Consider the following 20,959-nt stretch of genomic DNA (forward strand, 5'->3'; position numbering starts at 1 on the left):
GGGGCACTTTTTTTCTATGTGCCCCATTTTTTTTATGCTATAATATTTTTATACATGATGTCTAACACGGCACTATCAGCTTTTATAAACAAGGTCTCAAGGACACTAGATCTCCTTTTTGATCCAATCTTTATAATAGATCCAGATCTAAAGATAGTTTGGGCAAACAAGGCCACAAAAAATTTAGTGGTTACAGAAGATGATGCCCTGTACGGCACCTTTTGTCATGAAGCAATTCATGGAAAAGAGACCCCAATAGATACATGTCTTGCCAAGACCTGTATTGAGAAAAAGGAGCATAGGGCCTTTACAATATATGAGCCGAAATTGGGAGGTTGGTTCAATATAAATATTTCTCCTATTTTTGACGACCACGATAATATTATTGGAGCTATTCACATTGCCCACGATATTAATGCTCTAAAACGCTATCAAGAGGAACTCAAAGAGACACGAGAAATCCTTTCTACAATAATAGAATCTTCACCAGACCTTATATGTTTTAAGGACAGAAACGGTAGACTCATAGAGGCCAACAAGGCATATCTAGATGCATTTGAGCTAAGTCACATCCATTATAAAGGCAAAAAAACTACAGAATTGGCTCAATTGAGTCCATTACCCAAGATTATTTTCGACCGATGCGAACAATTGGACCAAGAGGCCCTGTCAATGGAAACCCCACTGCACACCGTAGAACGCTTTGATCCTCCAGGAAGAGCTGAAAGGGTATTAGACGTTTTAAAGATTCCGTTATTCAACCCTGATGGATCGCCAAAAGGCCTCATAGTGATTGGGAGGGATATCACAGAGCTTGAATCTGAACATCGGGCTATAAAAGAGCTTTCAAAAAGGCAGCAGGCAATCCTGGACCATGCACCAGTTGGAATTGTATTCTTGAGTCCAGATAAAGATACTATCTTCGTCAACAAAAAGGTAATAGAGCTCTTCTTCATCAATGAAGGCAATTTAGAAGATCTCCACGGCCTTGAAGGACAATTATATCCTGTCCCAGAAATCGGACAGACTGTAGTAAGAGAAAAAATTATTCAAAGGCCGGATGGAAGTAGGTTTTGGGCCAGAATAACGGGCGCCCTAGTGGATCCAAAAGAACCTCAAAAGGGAACCATATGGATAATCGAGGACATCGAGCGAGAAAAGGCCCTTCTGGAAGAACTCAAGAGAAATGAATATACTTTTAGGTCAATCACCGAATTGGCATCAGATGCCATTGTGCTCATCGATAGTTTCGGGAAAATCACCTTTTGGAACACTGCGGCTCAAAAAATCTTTGGCTATTCCAAAGAGGAGGCCATCGGAAAAGATCTCCACCTCCTTCTTGGCCCAGTCAAAGTCCATAAAAATATTAAAGATGCCCCTATAAATTTCAAAATCAATTACGATACAAAATTAATAAAACGACTATCACAGTTTTCTGTCCAGACCAAGGAAGGCAAAAAAATCACAGTAGAACTCTCGCTATCTATAATAAACCTCGGAGGAAATCGTTATGCCCTGGGATTGATTAGAGACGTTACTGAAAGACTCAAAGCAGAAGAGGAAAAAAGGCGTCTCAATGAAAAGGCCCAAAAAATGCAATTCCTAGATAGCCTCAGCATACTGGCACGAGGCATTGCCCATGATTTCAACAATCTACTCATGGGGATCTCGGGCTTTGCAGATTTAATACTCATGGATAGCTGCGTTCCCGAAAAGATCAAGGGATATGCAAAAAAGATCCATGAAGCAGTCAAGACGGCCTCTAGCCTTACTCAAACCATGCTGGCCTACACAGGCGAACAATGCTTCATCAGAAGGCCTGTAGATGTTCGAAAACTCATAATGGACATGGGGCCTACCATTAGGACGCAGATCCCAAAGACCGCAGACTTTAAAATAGATTTACCAGACAAATTACCAATGATAGAGGGAGATCCTATCCAGTTAACTCGAGCTGTTAACAACCTTGTGATAAATGCCGCAGAATCCTTGGATAACGGTAAAGGCTCTGTAGAGCTTAAGGTCTATGTTACAAGATTGACTCAAAAAGATATCATGGCCCATGACTGTATTGCCTCAAGCGAAGCTGAACCAGGGTGGTATCTATGCATTTCCTGTACAGATACTGGTAAGGGAATGGATGAACAAACCATTAAAAGGATCTTCGAACCCTTCTATACAACTAAGTTCTTTGGACGAGGACTTGGCCTCACTTTAGTCCTTGGAGTAGTAAAGGCACACAAAGGAGCTATCCAGATAAAATCCAGGCCAAAATACGGCTCTTGTTTCAGATTATTTTTCCCATTTTCTTCAAAGATCTTTTACAGTTGAGTCAATCTTGTAACATAGACCTCAAGCTCTGATGAAAAAATCATAAATAAAGAAAACAAACAGTTAGTTGTTCTAGTAGCGAAATTTTACTGTTTTTTTAAACAGTTATTTTAAATCAAGCCCTTCCAAAATCGGTATACCTCTAAATTCCAATTGAAATATTCAATATCTACATCTCCATTCATAAAAAGAATCTATTTCTAGAGCACCTCTAGTTTTGGTATATTGATTCCGGCTATGAAAGTATTTCTCTATTTCCATTTCGGTGCCCTATTTCTGATGTCTTTATATGGATTATATCGCCTCAAGCTCATATACCTCTGGAAGGCAGAAAGGGATTCGGCCAAGAGACAGGTTATAAAAACTCCTAGCCTAAAAAGATATGCCCCTGTAACGATTCAGCTTCCCATTTACAATGAGCGTTTTGTGGCCCAGAGGCTTATAAACTCGGTCTGCAGACTCAGCTGGCCCAAAACGCATTTAGAGATTCAGGTCCTTGACGACTCCGACGACGATACCAAGTTCATAGTAGATAGCGAGGTGAAGAAATGGCGAAAGATGGGGTTTAATATCAATGTGATAAGGCGGAAGACAAGGACCGGCTATAAAGCTGGAGCTCTGGCCCACGGGCTAGAGAGAGCGACTGGAGATTTTATTGCCATCTTTGATGCCGATTTTGTTCCGCCTAGAGACTTTCTGAAGAGGACCATGCCTCATTTCCAAGACAATAGGGTGGGACTAGTCCAGGCCCGATGGGGATTTTTAAATGAAGATACCTCTTGGTTTACAAAAATCCAGGCAGTTTTCCTATCTGCCCATTTCGGAATTGAGCAGTTTATCCGTTTCAGAAGGGGATGGTTCATCAACTTTAACGGCACAGCCGGCATATGGAGAAAAGAGGTCATTGTTTCAGCAGGAGGTTGGCAGGCCGATACCGTAACCGAAGACCTAGATCTCAGCTTTAGGGCACAACTAAAGGGCTGGAAGGCCGTCTATCTAGATGATCTTGAAGTCCCTTCTGAGCTACCAGTTACATTGACTGCTTTGAGGAGTCAACAGAAACGCTGGGCAAAGGGATCTATCCAAACAGCCAGGAAAATCCTACCTTTTCTTTGGGCATCAAAGGCCACCCTGTCCCAGAAGATAGAAGGGACCATCCATCTCACCTCCAACCTAGGCTGGCTCATGGGGGCCATTATATTCCTCAGTCTCTATCCAACCCTTATTCATAGGGTGGACATCGGCCCCTCCCAAATTCTAAGGATCGATCTTCCCTTTTTTATTTTGGCAACTGGCGCCACCCTTTACTACTTCTGTTTTCACGAAAGATACGGCCGAGGCAAAAGATATAGGGATATGGCCAAACTGTTTATCTTTTTGCCTGCCTTTGGGCTTGGTCTCGCTCCGACTGTAGCCATTGGGGTTCTAGAAGGACTTATGAGATACGGTGGGGAATTTGTCAGAACGCCAAAGTATGGAATCACGGCCTCAAAAATGAGTTGGAAAAGACTCTTGAACTATCACCAGGGCAGTTGGTTCAATCTTGCAGTTGATTTTGGATTTTTTATCTACAGCTTTTTCCCCATAGTCTTTGCCATAAAAAAAGGTACTTACCTAGCTCTGCCATTCTTAGGGGTCTTTTGCCTAGGCACTATCTTAATGCTTTACAGGGACCTTTTCGACCTTCTTAGCCGCCCCTCGCCTCCATCCACGAAGTCTATCACTGAGCTCAGTTCAAAGACTCAATAAAATTACGCCATAATTCGAGGGATAGTATGATAAGTTCGTTTTTTTTTAATCAGCAAGAAAAAAGGGGAGTTGTTTTTTCAAAGGCATTGATTCTGACTTTTGACTTAAAGGCGAAAGAGAAATGTTTTTATGGGAAATCGTTTGTAGAGAATTGAAAGTCTAATTTAAAAAACGTTTTTTATGATTGTAGGAATTTATTGGATATTTATGGCGGGGCCGACGAGACTCGAACTCGCGACCTCTGGCGTGACAGGCCAGCGTTCTAACCAACTGAACTACGACCCCGCCGAGTTATCATTTTTTCCTATCTTGGTAGGCGGAACAGGATTTGAACCTGTGACCCCCGGCTTGTAAGGCCGGTGCTCTCCCACTGAGCTATCCGCCCGAAGTGCGTTGGTTACATACCATAGCACCCAGGCATTTGTCAAGTTCTATTGTCACTAAAATTTTTCATCGCCTACGTAGCAAAAAAATTTCCTAGTATTAATATTAACATACTGACTCTTGTTTGCTAGAGGGGAAAAATAATTATTTTCATGGGGCGAATAAAACAGAAAAAATTCCCCACATCTATTGAAAATCGTTGAATTAAATTCCTCTAGGATTTAGATATAATCTTAAATAACCATCTGGCCTTACTTCTGCTAGTAGTTTTCTCGCCTTCAAGGCAATATCCATCATATGTTTCGCACCCTTGGATTCACCATCCCAAAAACATATCACATAGTCTGCTGATTTTAAAAGCACTTCATTCCTCATCATGGTGGCCTTGAAACCATGAGGTTCCCATTCAGAGGGGATGATCTTCACTTCAATGCCATTTTCATGGCCAAACCGCTCTCCGAGTCTATCTGCACCAGGGGCGTTACCTGAAAGGATTGTATCTCCTTCCTTTAATAGACACTTTAAGACATTCTTTATAATATCATAAGACTCGATGGATCTTGAGCCCCCAACAGCTATCTTTGCCATTAATAGCCCTCCCTATTTTTTAATCATCTTGAAAAAATATTGTGATCCTTATAAATTCTATTACCTAAGTACTGCAATTGCCGGGTATCAAAGATAAATCCCATGATCACTCACCTACGGCTTGCAGTCTCAGGTACAATTCAAAATTGCAAAAGGGGTAAACATTATGGATGAAGCGCAAAAAAATCATTGCACTCTCGATGACCTTTCCACAAAAGAAAAGGCGAAAGTCATACGCATAGATGCAAAAGGTCCCTTTAAAAAACGCCTGTTGGAAATGGGTTTCGTACAAGGCACCATAGTAGAAGTAATCAAATATGCCCCCCTCAAGGACCCAGTAGAATACCTAGTAAAAGGTTACCATGTAAGCCTGAGGCATGAGGAGGCACAAAAAATAATCGTCGAAAGGATTTAAATCCAAGGAGATCACTCATCAATCTCCCCAGTCGTACTGTTATCCTTAATAATGTCCTTTACGTTTTCAAGAGTATAGAGCACGTCATGTACGGTTACACTAGGATGCTCCTCACAGAAGGCATCTATGGTTGTGAGAATCCTTTCTGTAAGATCTTCGAATTCATCTATGGTAAGGGTAGATGCAGGTTCGGAGGCAAGGAGGCTATCTAAATCAATGCCGTGAAACCGTAAAAGCTCATCCTTTATCTTCTCAAGTCTTCTAACTCTTCCTCTTCCTGACCTTTTGTGTCTTTTTAAGGGTACTACCTTGCCCATAGACCTCTCCATGAATTTATTTTTTCATTATAATAACTCCAATATTCCAATTTGACAAACAAAACTCTTATCTTTACAGTTCTAGTCTATGGACATCACAAGAATCACCATGAATGAGTTTGAAGAAGGGCTTGAAAAGACCCAGACTGTCATTATTCCTTTTGGCTCTGTTGAAGAGCATGGGGCGCATCTACCATTAGGCACGGACACAATGCATGCCCACGAAATTGCCCTTAGAACTTCCCAATTACGTCCGGTTTTTGTTGCCCCGCCCATATGGTACGGCCTTTGCCGTAGCACCAGCGAACATCCAGGCACCATTTCCATTAAAGGGCTTACACTAAGACGCCTTGCCTTAGATATTATAAAGGCATTTTATCATAAGGGCCTTATAAATCAGGTACTATTATCAGGACATGCAGGTGGGACTCATATGTGTTACCTGGTGGATGCTGCCGAAGAGGCTGTGAACTCACTAGATGGACTTAAATGCATGGTTTTGTCTATTATAGATCTTGTTAAGGATTCATGTGGTGATATCGTGGAAACGCCAAATGATTCTCATGCTGGAGAAGTGGAAACCTCTATCATTCAAGCCATGTCACCTGAGCTTGTCAGAGGAACGGCTCCAAAGGAATTCCCAAGTTTTCCCAAGTACTTGATAACAAGAGAAAAACGCATATATTGGCAAGGTGGAGTATGGGGAGACCCAAGTAAAGCAACTCCTGAAAAGGGCAAAAACATACTTGATAGGGAATCCAGACACCTTTCTTCGTTAATCGACCTATTGGAGGGTGATCCCTAAATTCCTTTATAATTGGCGAAAAGGGGTTTTTGTCTTTTATTTAGAGATGTTAGTGTATTCACACAAGAGAAAAAAATCACTTTTTTGATAGGTTCAAGCATGGTAGATTTTTTGCACCAACTATGCGAATTTTAGGTCTTAGCAAATCTAAGACCTTGGCAACAGCCATGTAAGACTTAAAATGCTTTTCTGTAGGCATTAATTTAAAATTCTTAGACGAGGTGTTCCTATGAAAAAAATTGTCAGTTACGTATGCATGTTTGTAATGACCTTTCTGTTTTTGTCATCCTGTAATAGCAATGCGAATTCCTATAAGGCCCCTAACTTCACTCTACTAAATCTGGAGGGCGATGTAGTAAAACTCTCCAACTTCAAGGGTAAAGTTGTACTATTGAATTTCTTCGCCACATATTGTCCGCCCTGTAGGTATGAAATTCCAGACTTTGTAAAGCTTCAACAGGAACTTGGCCCAAAGGGATTCCAGGTGATCGGCGTATCCGTTGATGAAAATGGCGAAAAGATCCTTCCATACTTTGTTGAAAAACTTCAGATAAACTACCCAGTGCTTTTAGCCACTACAAAGGTCTTGAGAGACTATGGAAATATTTACGCCCTGCCCCAAAGCTTTTTGATTGGAAAGGATCAAACAATTATCAAACACTACATAGGCATGGTGACAGAACATGAATTGAGGCCTTTAATAGAAAAAGCGCTCGACAAAAACGGCAATTAATTGCACCGTGATCAATCCCAAAATAGGCGCTTCAAATGCCTGAGAAAAGGATCGTTATATCTCAGGCATTTGAAGCGCATAATCTGGAGTTATAGAATTCTGACCTTAGGGGCGCCGCTCTTAACGCGGCCGATCATGGCGCTACCTTCAACCCCTTTGTTTGAAAGGCAGTCCAATAGATCCTGGGCCTTTTCCTCTGGAATTGATATTAAAAGACCACCTGAAGTCTGGGCATCAAAGAGAATATCTAACCTTGCTCTAGGTAAATTGGCTGTGATCTCAACACTTTCTTCACAAAAATTACGATTGGCATAATCTCCTTCTGGAATCATGCCCATCTCTATAAATTCTAGTGCTTCTTCAATAACAGGGACATTTGAAGACTCTATTTCAATTACGACATCACTTGCCTGGGCCATTTCAAGGGCATGTCCTACCAGACCAAACCCAGTTATATCTGTAGCTCCATTTGCGCCAATCTCCATCATTGCCTCACTAGCCCATTTATTCAACTGGGTCATGATCTCAACCATCTTTTGCTTTATCTCGTCTGTCAGTAGCCCTCCCTTATAGGCCGTAGCTAGAACACCTGTACCGATTGGTTTAGTAAGTACCAAGACATCTCCCGGCCTTGCACCTCTATTGGTTACAAACCTCTTGGGATCCACTATACCCGTTACAGATAGACCATATTTAGGCTCAGGGTCTTCAACACTATGGCCACCAACAACCAGGGCACCCGCCTCAGTGACTTTGTCAATGCCGCCTCGTAGAATATCCTTTAGCATTGACATTGGCAATTCCTTCACTGGAAAACACACTATATTCAACGCAGTAATCGGCCTTCCGCCTATTGCGTAGATGTCACTCAGGGAATTTGCTGCTGCAATCTGGCCAAATTCGTATGGATCGTCGACTATAGGAGTAAAAAAATCTACAGACTGAACAATGGCCAAATCCTCATTTAATCTATACACAGAGGCATCAGATGAGGATTCCAGCCCCATTAAAAGGTCTGGATGTGTCTTTAATGGTAGATCCCTCAATATTGCATCCAGGTCCCCCGGACCGATTTTAGCTGCTCACCCAGATGCCTTTACCCTTTGAGTTAACAATTCCTTTTCTTTCATTTTCTTAGCGTAGCAATCAATCTACTGGGCTTTAAAAAGATGTCCAACGCATCACAAATATGGGGAAAAACTGCGTTACTTGCAAGAAGGGCCTCTATAGAAGCCCCTTCCCTCCCCATGATACAAAGCCCCAAGGCCGCTTCCTTCAACATCAATGCATCATTGCACCCATTGCCTATGGCTGCAGTATGCTCCCTCCCAATAGACTCTATATATTCGAGTTTCTGTAAATCCCCACGCCCAGATTTCAATGAATGAAAGACAATATCAGGAATAGAGGCCAGCTGTTCCCTTACAGAGTCCACCGTTTGATTTGTATCAGCTGTAATTATATGGATATTCAATACCTCAGATATTGCCTTAAGGCGCTCGAGTACCCCTTCGATCAGCTCTCCGTCAACGGTAATGGTGCCATTTAAATCCATGACAAGGTGGGCCAAATCATAAAATGCCCCGCAAGGCAGGTCTACTTCTATCTGGCGGATTGCAGTCATATTATTCCTCCTTTTCTACATTTGCTATAAGTGCCCTCCGGAGCTTTGGTGGTAGAAAATGACTGGCTGCATCTAATGCCTTTTTTATTAGGACTATGACATCTTCAGGCCCTTGCCAATACTCCCTCAACACTTCTTCATCAACACGGGCTAAAAGCCTAAACAGGGCGAGCGCTATTAGGTACAAATCGTCAACTAATCCAAAAAAGGGGATCCAGTCGGGCACTAAATCCATGGGATTTAGGGCGTAGGCGACGACCGTGGCCAAAATGGCCTTATCAGTCGAAGAGACTCTGCTGTCTTTTAACAGATTAACCAACAGTGCCAAAAACTTTGGAATCAGTTTCAAAAAACCTTTAATATCCATTTGAATGAAGGATACATGCACAATAAATTCATTGCAACACCAAATTCCTTTGGTAAACTCTCGTGACGAACGAATTAGTCATCCTCGCAGGTGAAAATAAGAATAGGGAGAAGGGAGAAGCTTTTTAAAAGTGTTGAGTGTTGAGCATTTCAGAAGTGTTGAGTTTTGAGTTTTGAGTTGAAGCTAGAAGGGAGGGCCTCTGGCTATTGTACGAGCAGGGCTTGCTTCTTCCTTCTACCTTCTGCCTTCTACCTGTTATAATTAACGGTAAAATTCTGAGGGAGAGATATGAAGGTCATACTGTTTCCTACGTCATATTGCAAGGACCTCGTTAGAACAGCCCTATTCCCCTTTATTGATTCAATTATTACAGTCATTCCCACTGAAAAGACACCGATAATAAACAAAGATGAAAATTCACTCCTACCAAACAATAACAATTCCCAATCGTCGGTTACTGTGAAGGAATTATGCCCGAGTCCAATCGGTAGCAATATAGAGACCTTTGAAGGCCTGATTCGTTCCTATTTAGCATGGGCAGAACATCTCGGTCTCGGCCATGCCATTCAGGCAAAGGAATTTATGAAACATTCGGTGGAAGACCCCGAATCTATCACACAATTGATCAAAGAACTCAAGGGCAATACGGACAATGAGGACCTACTACAATCTAGGGTCTTCTTAGAATTATCATACATATTAGACAAAGAAGAAGACAATCTCAGACGTGAACTAAATTCTCTCGAAAAAAAGGAAAAATCACTTAAACAACTCATGGGCGGCCCCGAGGAAGATAATTCAGAATCTTTGGATATAAACACTCTATTGTCATGGGAACTACCGCCAATTTCCCAGTTAAAAAGGCGATTATGCGCATGGTACGAAATCCTAAGCGGGCTTAAAGAACCAATTGCTGAAGCAATACCCCTGGGAGAAGGCAGGGAGACTAGGGATCTTCTAGATGGAATATACGAAGGAAGATGTAAATGCGGCCCTCGAGAACTGTTGACTCTGTGGCTTCACCCAGACACAAAAAACGATCCACAGGCCATTGAAAATATAAAAAAAGGGCTGTCTGAACTCATTGAAAAGGTGAGATCGATTGATTCACAAACAAAATCTTCGCAGGAACACAGAAATTGTCAGGCAAGACATCCAGTGGACGGACACCCAGAAAATGACGAAGATAGCCCTCTCCAAGACTCTATCCAAACGATATCAAAGCAAATTAAAGACACATGGAAACGCCTTCAACCAGAAGAAAATACCCCGCTTTGTCTACAATTGGTGTGGTATCAGGAGGCAACTATTTGGGAACTGATACAGGAGGCCTGCAAAAAAGACCTCCTCTACAGTGATGGTCCACTTTCTCAAAGGCTGGCACTATTTCTCATATAAGAATTAAATATGAGAAAAAGCTGCCTCAGTAATCACCAAATTTTCCCACTGTCTGCCTCAGTCAACCCCATCATCATAATGAGAATCCCGAAATAGCCAGATACAAATCCCCGGGAAATATCAACTCTGAAAAAGAAAAAAGGTACACGGTTTTTTAGAGTTAAATGAAGGGAGGATCGGATATCAGGCACTTATTTTGAAATAAGTAATGGTGAAATAAAAAAACCGTGTACCTCTGCCTCGGACTTTTTCAGTCTATAGGATTGCTTCAATAAAAAAAATCGAAACAACCTAAAAAAATATAATGGGCAGGCCAACAAACTTTGCCTTTAGGCTTTCCGGCCCGCCCATCTCAAAATATTGTCAATCTATATGTATTCGAGCGCTAAAATACTAAACTCAAAGTCCTTTGTGCAGCGTCTGCAATGTCAGCTAGTCCCTGTGGAAGGACTCCCAGATATATAACTCCGATGGCAGCAAAGATGAGTACTACTGCAGTTGGAAAGCTGACTGCCGGAATCTCAACCTCGCGTACAGGATCCTTCATGTAGAGCATATAGATGACCCGGAGGTAATAGTATGCACCAATCACGCTGGTTAGGATACCGAGTGCAGCGAGTACAATGTATCCACTCCTTATGGCAGCAGCAAAGACATAGAATTTACCAATAAACCCTGCTGTTGGCGGCAGTCCTGCCATGGCTACAAGGAAAAGGCTTATTAGAAAACTGAGACCAGGATATTTGTATCCTAATCCTCTATAGTCTTCCAGGGTCTGGGCATTTCTCTCTTTTCCGTCGAGGCAGTAAATGACTCCGAATGCTCCGAGATTCATGAGTGTATAGGAAAAGAGGTAAAATAACACTCCCATACGCCCCATGTCATTTTCAGCGAGGATACCGAGGGCCATGTAACCAGCATGGGCAATAGATGAATATGCAAGCATCCTTTTTACATTCTTCTGAGAGACCGCAACAAGGTTTCCAAAGAACATAGTGAGTAAAGCAATCCACCACAATACCGGCTTCCAATAAGAACCGAGGGCGCTTAAAATGGCGTTATTTGCAAATTCAGGCTGGCCACTGAGGCTCAACATCGGACCAAAACCAATCATCATAATTTTTATAAATACTCCTATGGCTGCGGCCTTTACTGCAGTGGCCATAAATCCTGTCACCACAGAGGGGCTGCCCTCGTAGACATCTGGTGCCCACATGTGGAATGGGACCATAGAGATCTTGAATAGAAGTCCTACCATGATCATAGCCAAGGCTACGAGCACCAAAGGATCAGTAAACGGTCCATGAGAAAGTATCACAGACAACTTGGTGAGATTGATGGTCCCAGTAAATCCATATAAAAGGGCCATTCCAAAGAGATAGAAACACGACCCAAAGCTTCCAATCAAAAAGTACTTCATTGCACCTTCCGCCGACCGCCTATCATCTCTAAGGAAGGCAGCCAAGCAATAGACGCCGATTGACATGATCTCCAGCGTAATGAAGATCATGAGAAGGTCTATTGATTGCAGAAAGGCAATGGTTCCGTACACTGAGAAGAGTAGTAGAACAAAGTATTCACTCCTGAACACCTCGTTGTTCTTCAAATAGCCTATGCTCAGTATACTAGCCATGATGCCTGCCATTAGGACAATGGCCGACAAAAATGCAGTGAATTTTTCCATGGAAAATATGCCCATGAACACAACTTCATGGAGATTCCATTCTCTATAGACTATGTGCCCCAAGGCAAGCACCAGGACTACAGTGGTGAGCCACCCCATTATGCTCAATTTCTTCTGGGGCGTCTTTGCCTTGAATCCAATTTCTATCAATAGGAACAGTAGTCCGGCGATCAGTAATATAAGTTGCCCTCCACAGATCTGCCAAAGCTTTTCTAGGCTAAAGCCGTATTCAAAATCCATGGTCTTACTCCCCGTGTTCCCTGTTATTTATTTTGTGTTGTGGTGCATGTGATCCTTCTGTGACAGTATAATGATGAACGCACTTAGGCTGAGCCAAGTGGGCTTCATACCCAGTATTCGCTACCTTCACCCGAGATATGAAAGCATCCACAGACTTGTGCATCTTGCTCAAGAAGAAATTCGGGAAAAGTCCTATCCAGAATATTAGGACAATTAGTGGAGCCAGATAGGCAATTTCCCTCAAGTTCATGTCTGGTAGATTGATATTCTTTGGATTGGTCACCTTTCCATAGAACACCCGCTGGACCATCCACAACATGTATACAGCGCCTAATATTACGCCTGTAGCGGCAAGTACTGCGGCGGCCTTATTGGCCTTGAATGTCCCCAAGAGTATCAGGAATTCCCCTACGAATCCATTAGTTGTGGGAAATCCTATGGATGACATGGTGACTATCAAGAATATAGTGGCGTAGATAGGCATTACCTTTGCTATTCCACCATATTCACTGATGAGCCTGGTGTGCCTTCTCTCATATATAACACCCACTAGGAGGAAGAGTGCTCCGGTTGAAACACCGTGGTTGATCATCTGGAGGATACTACCCTCAACTCCCTGCTTTGTGAGGACGTAGAGTCCTAGCATACAGTAACCGAGGTGAGATACCGACGAGTATGCCACGAGCTTCTTGATATCTGGCTGCACCATTGCTACCAGTGCCCCATAGATTATCCCAATGACTGAGAGTGCGATAATCGTTGGGGTGAAAAACATTGACCCTTCAGGGAAGAGAGGCATAGCGAATCTCAAGAAACCGTAAGTACCCATTTTCAACAAGATACCAGCAAGGATCACTGATCCAGCAGTGGGTGCCTCAACGTGTGCATCTGGTAGCCATGTATGCAGTGGGAACATGGGTACCTTTATTGCAAAGGCCAAGGCAAAAGCTGCAAAGAAGATAATTTCATAAAATCTCGGGAGATTTGTGTGATACAGATCAAGTAGATTGAATGTGAGCACTCCTGTCTGGTCATAATGGAACCAAACCAGGCCGATTATACACACGAGCATCAACAGGGAACCAACTGCAGTATAGAGAAAGAATTTGATTGCAGCATAGATTCTGCGCTCACCACCCCAGACACCTATTATAAGGTACATTGGGATGAGCATGAGTTCCCAGAAGACATAGAAGAGAAATACGTCGAGTGCCACAAAGGTACCCAACATAGCGGTCTCGAGTACCAATATGGCGACCATGAACTCTTTGACCCTGTTTTCAATGGCCCGCCATGTAGAGACAATTGTTATAGGTGTTATAAATGTCGTGAGCAGGACAAGCCAGAAGGAGAGTCCGTCCAGGCCTAGGAAGTAGCTGACTCCCAGACCCTTTATCCAGGGCTTGTGCTCAACGAACTGAAAACCAGGATTGTCCGGATCAAATCCAGCATAGATTCTCAGCGACACTAAGAAAACGATAACACTGGTAATAAATGCTATCCAACGAATTACATCTTTCCCATTTTCACCCTTTTGAGGGATGAAAAGTATCGGTAATACGCCAAGTAGTGGAAGAAAGACCGTATATGTTAGTATTAGACTCTCCATATCCTACCTCACCCTTATGGCATTAAGAAATACCACAGTATCCCAACCAGTCCTAAGAGCATGAATGCACCATAGGTCTGGAGGTGACCATTATGAACTCTACTGAAGATGTAGGAGCCCCTTTGTGTCAACCAAGCTGGCCCGTTTACACCGATTCCGTCAATTATAAGGACATCTATTATCTTCCATAGGAATATGGCCAGATAATAGAGTGGGTATACAAACACAGTAAAGTAGATCTCATCTATATAGTACTTGTTATAGATGAGGTCATGGTACATGGCATAACGTTCCTTGAGCTTGGCAGGCAGCTCTGGGTATTTCCTAATGTATATGTTGTAGGCAAAACAGATTCCAATTAAGGCGACCACTACTGAAGTAGTCATAAGGGCTATTTCTACACCGTGGCCGTATTCTGGTCCTGGAATCTTTTCAAGTACCTCGGCTGAGTGTTCAAATACGGGTTCAAGGAAGTGTTCTAGCACATTTGGCACACCCCCAAGGGCATGTCCAATTAAAGGCGATATTCCAAGCCATCCGCCTGTGAATGAAAGGACTGCAAGGATCATCAATGGAATTGTCATGACATATGGAGATTCGTGCAGATGATGCTTCTGTTCTTCAGTCCCTCTGAATTCACCGTGAAAGGTCATGAAGATCAGCCTGAACATGTAAAAGGCGGTGATGGCTGCACCAAGCGTGCCCATAAACCATATTATTTTACCCATAGTTGGGAAGTATGGGTAATTAAATGCCTTCCAAAGGATCTCATCCTTACTGAAGAAGCCTGCAAACGGTGGGATACCAGCGATTGCGATGGTAGCCACTAGCATGGTGATATAGGTAATCGGCATCTTCTTTGCTAGGCCGCCCATATGCCTCATGTCCTGATCTCCGCCCATGGCGTGAATGACAGAACCAGAGCAGAGGAAGAGACATGCCTTGAAAAATGCGTGGGTCATTAGGTGGAATACTCCAGCCCAATAGGCTGTGACGCCAACACCGATGAACATGTAGCCAAGCTGACTGACTGTTGAGTATGCCAAGACCTTTTTTATGTCGTTTTGAAGTATTCCTATTGTAGCTGCAAATAGAGCGGTTGTAGCTGCCACAAGTGCTACCACCAATGTAGCAGTTGGTGCCAGGGTATAGAGGATGTTGGACCTGGCTACCATGTAAACACCTGCCGTGACCATGGTTGCAGCGTGGATAAGGGCTGAAACAGGAGTGGGACCAGCCATTGCATCGGGCAACCACACATAAAGTGGAATCTGAGCAGATTTACCTGTGGCCCCAAGGAACAGCAGCAGACATGCTGCAACCAACAATGGTGAGTTCAAGGCGAGATGACCTTCCTCATACATTTCAAAGGCCTTTGGAAAGACATCGAGATAGGACAATGAGCCAAACAACATGAAGATCAAGAACATCCCCAATACGAAGCCAAAGTCACCTATCCTGTTGACTATAAAGGCCTTCTTTCCAGCATCGGCATTTTCATTACCTTCATACCAGAATCCTATGAGGAGATAGGATGCCAGACCAACGCCTTCCCAACCGACGAACATCACAAGGTAATTTGCTCCTAGCACGAGGAGAGACATGAAGAACACGAACATATTGAGATAGGCAAAGTATCTCCAGTATGACTCGTCCTCATGCATATATCCAATGCTGTAGATGTGGATGAGGAAGCCAACTCCCGTGACGATCATGATCATGAGTCCTGAGAGTTGGTCAACCATAAAGGCCAGATCTACCTTAAACCCTCCAACCGCCATCCATGACCACAGAACGTTTACTAATGTTCTCTCCTCAGGATGCCTGCCAAGGAGATCCCAGAACACGGTAGCTGCGGTTATGAAGGCAAATCCAATACTAGCGCACCCAACACAGGATACGAAGTTTTTCCCTAGGCGCTTTCCTAGGAGGCCGTTTAAAACAAACCCTAGGAACGGAAAAAGCGGTATGAGAAATATGTAGTGTTCCATGGCTTCTCCCTGTTACTTTACCAGCGTAATAGATGAAATTTTGTAATGTCTACGTCTTTCACGTGCCTAAACAATGCTATCAAGATAGCAAGACCAACAGCAACTTCTGCTGCTGCCACGGCATATATGAAAAGCACCATGACCTGACCTGCCATATCCGCCCTGAAATGCGAAAATGCCACTAACATCAAATTCACTGAATTCAACATCATTTCCACACACATAAAGAGTATCAGGGCATTTCGCCTCGTCAGAAACCCTATGGCACCTATCCCAAAGAGGACAGATGCAAGTATTATGTACTCTGTAAGACCAGCCATTGGTTCACCTCATGCCTTTCTTTTTGCAAGGTAAATTGCACCGATTAAGGCCACGAGCAATAGAATTGATGCTACCTCAAAGTGCATCAAATAGTCCTTGAAGAACAGATCGCCAAACTGTGAGGGATGCCCAAAGCCTTGCGGTAGCTCCCTCGGCCTACTCATATCACTGAGACCCTTCAGCCCTATGACTAGGAGCGCAATCATAGATGCTCCCAATATTCCCCCCATTATCCTATAGGATAGGTTTTTCTGAAGGTGTCGAAGTGTTTGTCCCGGACTCATCAAGAGCATTATGACGAACACAATGAGCACCAATATCGCCCCTGCATAAATGGTTACCTGAAATATCGCTATAAGCGGCGCATGGAGATGCAGGTATAAGGCCGACAGCGCTATGAATACCGTGAGTAGTCCAAGAGCGCTGGGTAGTGCATCCCTTGCACTGATCGTAAACACTCCGGCCCCCAGGGCCATTATTGCGAATACCAGGAAATATGGATCCATTTATTCTGTCTCCTTTTTGGTGGTCTTTTTGGGAGCTTTTGCCTCTCCAGCCTGCTTCTTTACAGGCCCTTTCTTTTCCACCTTAACTACTGGTACGGGTTTTCTTGGGGGCTTAAGCTTCCCCTCCTCCTTTGCCTTGAAGAAGTTGGCCATCAGCCTATCCTTGTTTGCAAGGCATGCCTCCCTGGAATAATCAGCCAACTCGTACCCCTGACCCAATTTAATTGCATCTTTGGGGCAGGTCTCTTCGCAGAATCCACAGAATATGCACCTCAGGAGATCAATCTCGAACTCTTCACAGTAAGTCTTTCCTGCGTACTTGTGCTCTTCACCTTCCTTCACCTTACCCCTTTTGACCGTAATACACTGGGCAGGGCAGATCCTCGCGCACATCCCGCAACCAATACACTTTTCCCTTCCCTCTTCATCGAGGGTGAGCATGTGTTCCCCTCTGAAGATTGGGGAGATCTCGCGCTTATCCCAGGGATACTGCCAGCACGTTGGGACCGTATGCGGCCCCTTTCTAAAGGATGCACGCACGTTGAACGTGAAGTGCTTCCAAGTAATCTTTAATCCCTTGAGAATCTCCCAGAGGTAAATCCTCTCTCCAAACGTATATTCTCTTTTTACAACTGGCTTTGCCATCTCTAGCTCCTATATAGAAAGCTGAACAAAGAGAGCGGTTATGAAAAGGTTTAACAATGCCAATGGAATCAGTGACTTCCAACCAAGTCCCATGACCTGGTCGTATCTGAACCTAGGTACTGTCCAGCGTACCCACACAAACAGCCACAGAAAGAAACATACCTTTAGGAAAAACACCAGAAAAGACGCTATCCCATAGGCAACAGGTCCCAAAAACTGGCTCATGTCAATATAGGGTAGATGCCATGCACCAAAGTAGAGGGTAACCATTAGGGCTGATAGGGTATACATGTTTACATATTCGCCGAACAGATATAGACCGAGGCGCATTGAGCCGTACTCAGTATGATAACCGGCTACAATTTCACTTTCTGCCTCTGGTAAGTCGAAGGGCACCCTATTTGCCTCACAATATGCAGTAACGATAAAGAGGATAAAGCCTAATGGCTGCTTGAAAACACCCCAATTGGGGAGAAAACCTAGGAACGTTCCCTGCTGCATCAATGAGATCTCTCTCAGGCTAAAAGTCCCGTATACCAAGACTGCAGCCAGTAGAGCCAGGCCAAAGGGCACCTCGTAGGATATGAGCTGAGCTGTTGAACGGAGTCCACCCAGGATGGAGTATTTATTGTTTGAACCCCATCCACCAACGACGATTCCGTAAACAGCCATTGATCCCAGGGCAATTATGTATAGAAAACCTATGTTTACGTCCGAAACCTGGAGAATTATCTCTTTACCGCCAATGATGATCTTGTCGCCAAAGGGAATTACTGCGTAGGCAGAAAAGGCTGGCAAGGCAAAGAGAACTGGTCCCAGGGCAAACAATATCTTCTTCGCCTTTTCTGGGACGATGTCCTCCTTGGTGAAGAGCTTGATACCGTCAGCAAGGGGCTGAAACAGACCAAACGGACCTGCTATGTTTGGACCCAGCCTGTCCTGAATCATAGCAGAACCCCTTCTTTCAACCCACGTCATAACAGTTGCTATGATTAGAGTCCACGTCCATATAAAAACTACTTTTATTAGTGCAATACCCCAACCTTCCATGTCTATATCTCCCTACCGGTCCAATTCTCCGGCAATGATGTTTAGACTACTCAAACATGCTATAAGGTCTGCGATCATCTCCCCTTTTACCAGTTCTGGAAACGCCTGATAGACCATGTAGCATGGTGGTCTGATCTTGATTCTATAGGGCTTGTCAGAACCATCGCCCTTTATATAAAATCCGAGCTCTCCGTTTGGAGACTCTATTGCAGAATAGATCTCTTGCTCTGGTGCCTTCATGACTTTGGGGACCTTTGCCATCAATGGCGCGTCTTCTGGCATTTCCTTGTACATCTCGATGGCCTGGTCGATGATCTTGATGGACTCGTACATCTCGAGCATACGCACCCAGTACCTATCAAAGACGTCACCGTTTTTTCCAACAGGAATGTCAAATTCAAACCTATCATAAAGGCAATAGGGTTCGTCTTTTCTCAGATCCCGTTTCACTCCACAGGCCCTGAGGCACGGTCCGGTGAATCCCCAATTTAAAGCATCTTCAGGAGAAAATGCTGTAGTTCCGATGGTACGGTCCATCCAGATACGATTGTGAGTGAGGAGCTTGTCTGTTTCGTCAATGGCCTTCAGCAGATTTGGCTTGAGTTCGTTCCAGCGGGCCTCGAAATCTTCCGGAAGGTCTGCCTCGACCCCACCAATTCTACCAAAGGTGTTCGTAAGCCTTGCTCCGTTATACCACTCAAAAATTTCATATATTTCTTCACGCTGTATGAACAGATAGAAAAATGGGGTGAAGGCCCCTAAATCCACTCCAAGGATCCCAATACAGACAATGTGGTCTGCGATCCTTGCCAGCTCCATCATGATGAGCCTAATGAGCTGGGCCTTTTCAGGGACCTCTAGCCCCATGAGCTTTTCAACTGCCATCTCATAGGAGACATTATTTGCTATTGCTGAACAGTAATTCAATCTGTCAGTAATAGGTATGAACTGATGGTAGGTTAAATGTTCTCCTAACTTCTCAACACCCCTGTGCAGATAGCCTATCTCTGGGTCAGCATTTATTATGGTCTCACCATCCGTCTCAGCAATGACACGAAGCGTTCCGTGCATTGCCGGGTGTGAGGGGCCAATATTTATCTTTACATAATCATCCCTAGCCACGATATCCTCCATGACTCATTATGCATCATATATTAGAATTCTTTCTTCACCCTGACCCTCTAATGGATAATCCTTTCTCAATGGATAGGCAGGGAACTCATCCCACATCAAGAGCCTTCTAAGGTCCGGATGCCCCTTGAACCTTATTCCAAACATGTCGTAGGCTTCGCGTTCTGGCCAGGTTGCTGCCTTCCACAGATCAGTCACAGTCGGGACCTCAAGGTCATCTTCAGGGACCCTGACCTTCACCATCATACGCTCATTGGATTTCAGAGACAGCAAGAGATATACCACCTCAAACCTTGGTGGCGGTGGCCCCTTGGGTTCTTCTGCTTCGGCTTCATCCTTTTTCTTGGCCTTTTTCTTGGCCTTTTCATAGAGGGCCTTATTATCTACACCTAGGACGTCACTCAAGAAGTCCATACTGAGATCCGGGTCATTCTTGAGCTTTTCCATCACTGTGCGAATGCGGTTTTTGCCAACCTCCACAACTATGTCGCCCTGATATTCGGTAATGGCCAAAACGTCTGATCCCAGACAGCGCATTATCCTTTCTTTTAACTGCATGCGCACCCCCTCTCAGACCGTTCAAATTCCTTGGCCTTATTATATAAAGGATGATCCTTTTCAATCTTCTCAATTATCTTCATGAGGGCATAGATAAGACCTTCTGGCCGGGGCGGACACCCGGGCACATACACATCCACGGGTATCACCTGATCTATCCCCTGGAGGGTTGAATAGGTCCTGAACACACCTCCAGTACAGGCACAGGCACCCATGGCAATCACCCATTTGGGCTCGGCCATCTGGTCATAGATGCGCCTAAGTATTGGGACCATCTTCTTTGTAATAGTTCCGGCCTCAATGAGCACATCAGCCTGCCTTGGAGAAAAACTCGGACGCTCAGCACCAAAACGCGCCATATCATAGCCAGATGCCAAGGCTGCCATCATCTCGATACCACAACATGCGGTTCCATACGGAAGCGGCCATGGTGAACGCTTCCTACCCCAATTGATCAACCATTCAAGCTTTGTGAGAATCCAACCTGGACCTTTAATAATTTCGTTACTCATA

The 20,959-nt window shown here is 44.0% G+C and carries 21 protein-coding genes and 2 tRNA genes; 6 read left to right on the plus strand and 17 right to left on the minus strand.

Features of this window, described 5'->3' with window-relative positions; translation table 11 throughout:
- Positions 1-54 precede the first annotated feature (54 nt).
- Positions 55-2,331 (plus strand): PAS domain-containing sensor histidine kinase, encoded by a 2,277-nt coding sequence (locus DBT_RS09020; RefSeq protein WP_141674269.1) that lies wholly within the window; start codon positions 55-57, stop codon positions 2,329-2,331.
- Between the two features lie 237 nt (positions 2,332-2,568).
- Positions 2,569-4,080, plus strand: a complete 1,512-nt coding sequence (locus DBT_RS09025; protein ID WP_067619475.1) for a glycosyltransferase — start codon at positions 2,569-2,571, stop codon at positions 4,078-4,080.
- 208 nt (positions 4,081-4,288) lie between these two features.
- Here the strand turns inward: DBT_RS09025 and DBT_RS09030 are convergent.
- The 3 genes from DBT_RS09030 to DBT_RS09040 form a co-directional block, all read right to left on the minus strand.
- A tRNA-Asp gene (locus tag DBT_RS09030) sits at positions 4,289-4,365 on the minus strand.
- Positions 4,366-4,390: 25 nt separating this feature from the next.
- Positions 4,391-4,465: transfer RNA gene (locus tag DBT_RS09035), tRNA-Val, on the minus strand.
- 203 nt (positions 4,466-4,668) lie between these two features.
- Positions 4,669-5,052 (minus strand): SLOG family protein, encoded by a 384-nt coding sequence (locus tag DBT_RS09040; RefSeq protein WP_067619478.1) that lies wholly within the window; start codon positions 5,050-5,052, stop codon positions 4,669-4,671.
- Between the two features lie 166 nt (positions 5,053-5,218).
- Here DBT_RS09040 and DBT_RS09045 point away from each other — a divergent pair, with 166 nt between their 5' ends.
- Positions 5,219-5,467 (plus strand): FeoA family protein, encoded by a 249-nt coding sequence (locus DBT_RS09045; RefSeq protein ID WP_067619483.1) that lies wholly within the window; start codon positions 5,219-5,221, stop codon positions 5,465-5,467.
- Positions 5,468-5,478: 11 nt separating this feature from the next.
- Here DBT_RS09045 and DBT_RS09050 read toward each other — a convergent pair whose 3' ends face one another.
- The gene (locus tag DBT_RS09050) at positions 5,479-5,784 is read right to left on the minus strand and encodes a hypothetical protein (protein ID WP_067619487.1); all 306 of its coding nucleotides are present in this window, start codon (positions 5,782-5,784) and stop codon (positions 5,479-5,481) included.
- Between the two features lie 88 nt (positions 5,785-5,872).
- Here DBT_RS09050 and DBT_RS09055 point away from each other — a divergent pair, with 88 nt between their 5' ends.
- Together DBT_RS09055 and DBT_RS09060 are read left to right on the plus strand one after the other, a co-directional pair.
- The gene (locus DBT_RS09055; RefSeq protein WP_067619489.1) at positions 5,873-6,589 is read left to right on the plus strand and encodes a creatininase family protein; all 717 of its coding nucleotides are present in this window, start codon (positions 5,873-5,875) and stop codon (positions 6,587-6,589) included.
- Positions 6,590-6,818: 229 nt separating this feature from the next.
- On the plus strand, positions 6,819-7,322 hold the full coding sequence (locus DBT_RS09060; RefSeq protein ID WP_067619492.1) for a TlpA family protein disulfide reductase: 504 nt from the start codon (positions 6,819-6,821) through the stop codon (positions 7,320-7,322).
- A gap of 89 nt (positions 7,323-7,411) precedes the next feature.
- Here DBT_RS09060 and selD read toward each other — a convergent pair whose 3' ends face one another.
- Genes selD through DBT_RS09075 form a run of 3 tightly spaced genes read right to left on the minus strand, consistent with a single transcriptional unit; the run spans position 7,412 to position 9,313 of the window.
- On the minus strand, positions 7,412-8,452 hold the full coding sequence (selD, locus tag DBT_RS09065) for a selenide, water dikinase SelD (protein ID WP_083186741.1): 1,041 nt from the start codon (positions 8,450-8,452) through the stop codon (positions 7,412-7,414).
- Positions 8,449-8,946 carry an HAD family hydrolase gene (locus tag DBT_RS09070; protein WP_067619498.1) on the minus strand — a complete coding sequence of 166 codons (498 nt, stop codon included), beginning with the start codon at positions 8,944-8,946 and terminating at the stop codon, positions 8,449-8,451. Before DBT_RS09070 ends, selD begins: the two co-directional genes overlap by 4 nt.
- 1 nt (position 8,947) lies before the next feature.
- Entirely contained in the window at positions 8,948-9,313 is a 366-nt protein-coding gene (locus tag DBT_RS09075; protein WP_067619500.1) for a YkvA family protein, read from the minus strand.
- A gap of 288 nt (positions 9,314-9,601) precedes the next feature.
- On the opposite strand from DBT_RS09075, the gene DBT_RS09080 reads away from it, so the two are divergent.
- Positions 9,602-10,711, plus strand: coding sequence for a hypothetical protein (locus DBT_RS09080; RefSeq protein WP_067619503.1), 1,110 nt, complete (start codon positions 9,602-9,604; stop codon positions 10,709-10,711).
- A gap of 385 nt (positions 10,712-11,096) precedes the next feature.
- Here DBT_RS09080 and DBT_RS09085 read toward each other — a convergent pair whose 3' ends face one another.
- Genes DBT_RS09085 through DBT_RS09130 form a run of 10 tightly spaced genes read right to left on the minus strand, consistent with a single transcriptional unit; the run spans position 11,097 to position 20,958 of the window.
- On the minus strand, positions 11,097-12,635 hold the full coding sequence (locus DBT_RS09085; protein ID WP_067619506.1) for an NADH-quinone oxidoreductase subunit N: 1,539 nt from the start codon (positions 12,633-12,635) through the stop codon (positions 11,097-11,099).
- 4 nt (positions 12,636-12,639) lie between these two features.
- Positions 12,640-14,244 (minus strand): NADH-quinone oxidoreductase subunit M, encoded by a 1,605-nt coding sequence (locus DBT_RS09090; protein WP_067619509.1) that lies wholly within the window; start codon positions 14,242-14,244, stop codon positions 12,640-12,642.
- A gap of 14 nt (positions 14,245-14,258) precedes the next feature.
- Positions 14,259-16,235, minus strand: a complete 1,977-nt coding sequence (gene nuoL, locus DBT_RS09095; protein ID WP_067619512.1) for an NADH-quinone oxidoreductase subunit L — start codon at positions 16,233-16,235, stop codon at positions 14,259-14,261.
- Positions 16,236-16,252: 17 nt separating this feature from the next.
- The gene (nuoK, locus tag DBT_RS09100; RefSeq protein WP_067619515.1) at positions 16,253-16,555 is read right to left on the minus strand and encodes an NADH-quinone oxidoreductase subunit NuoK; all 303 of its coding nucleotides are present in this window, start codon (positions 16,553-16,555) and stop codon (positions 16,253-16,255) included.
- 9 nt (positions 16,556-16,564) lie between these two features.
- Entirely contained in the window at positions 16,565-17,062 is a 498-nt protein-coding gene (locus DBT_RS09105; RefSeq protein WP_067619518.1) for an NADH-quinone oxidoreductase subunit J family protein, read from the minus strand.
- Positions 17,063-17,707 carry a NuoI/complex I 23 kDa subunit family protein gene (locus DBT_RS09110; protein ID WP_067619521.1) on the minus strand — a complete coding sequence of 215 codons (645 nt, stop codon included), beginning with the start codon at positions 17,705-17,707 and terminating at the stop codon, positions 17,063-17,065.
- Between the two features lie 9 nt (positions 17,708-17,716).
- Positions 17,717-18,757 carry an NADH-quinone oxidoreductase subunit NuoH gene (gene nuoH, locus DBT_RS09115; RefSeq protein ID WP_067619525.1) on the minus strand — a complete coding sequence of 347 codons (1,041 nt, stop codon included), beginning with the start codon at positions 18,755-18,757 and terminating at the stop codon, positions 17,717-17,719.
- Positions 18,758-18,769: 12 nt separating this feature from the next.
- Positions 18,770-19,879 (minus strand): NADH-quinone oxidoreductase subunit D, encoded by a 1,110-nt coding sequence (locus tag DBT_RS09120; protein WP_067619528.1) that lies wholly within the window; start codon positions 19,877-19,879, stop codon positions 18,770-18,772.
- 18 nt (positions 19,880-19,897) lie between these two features.
- Positions 19,898-20,446 (minus strand): NADH-quinone oxidoreductase subunit C, encoded by a 549-nt coding sequence (locus DBT_RS09125; protein ID WP_067619531.1) that lies wholly within the window; start codon positions 20,444-20,446, stop codon positions 19,898-19,900.
- Positions 20,437-20,958 (minus strand): NADH-quinone oxidoreductase subunit B, encoded by a 522-nt coding sequence (locus DBT_RS09130; protein ID WP_067619533.1) that lies wholly within the window; start codon positions 20,956-20,958, stop codon positions 20,437-20,439. Before DBT_RS09130 ends, DBT_RS09125 begins: the two co-directional genes overlap by 10 nt.
- Between the last annotated feature and the right edge of the window lies 1 nt (position 20,959).

The sequence above is a fragment of the Dissulfuribacter thermophilus genome (assembly GCF_001687335.1).
GTDB classification, from domain to species: domain Bacteria; phylum Desulfobacterota; class Dissulfuribacteria; order Dissulfuribacterales; family Dissulfuribacteraceae; genus Dissulfuribacter; species Dissulfuribacter thermophilus.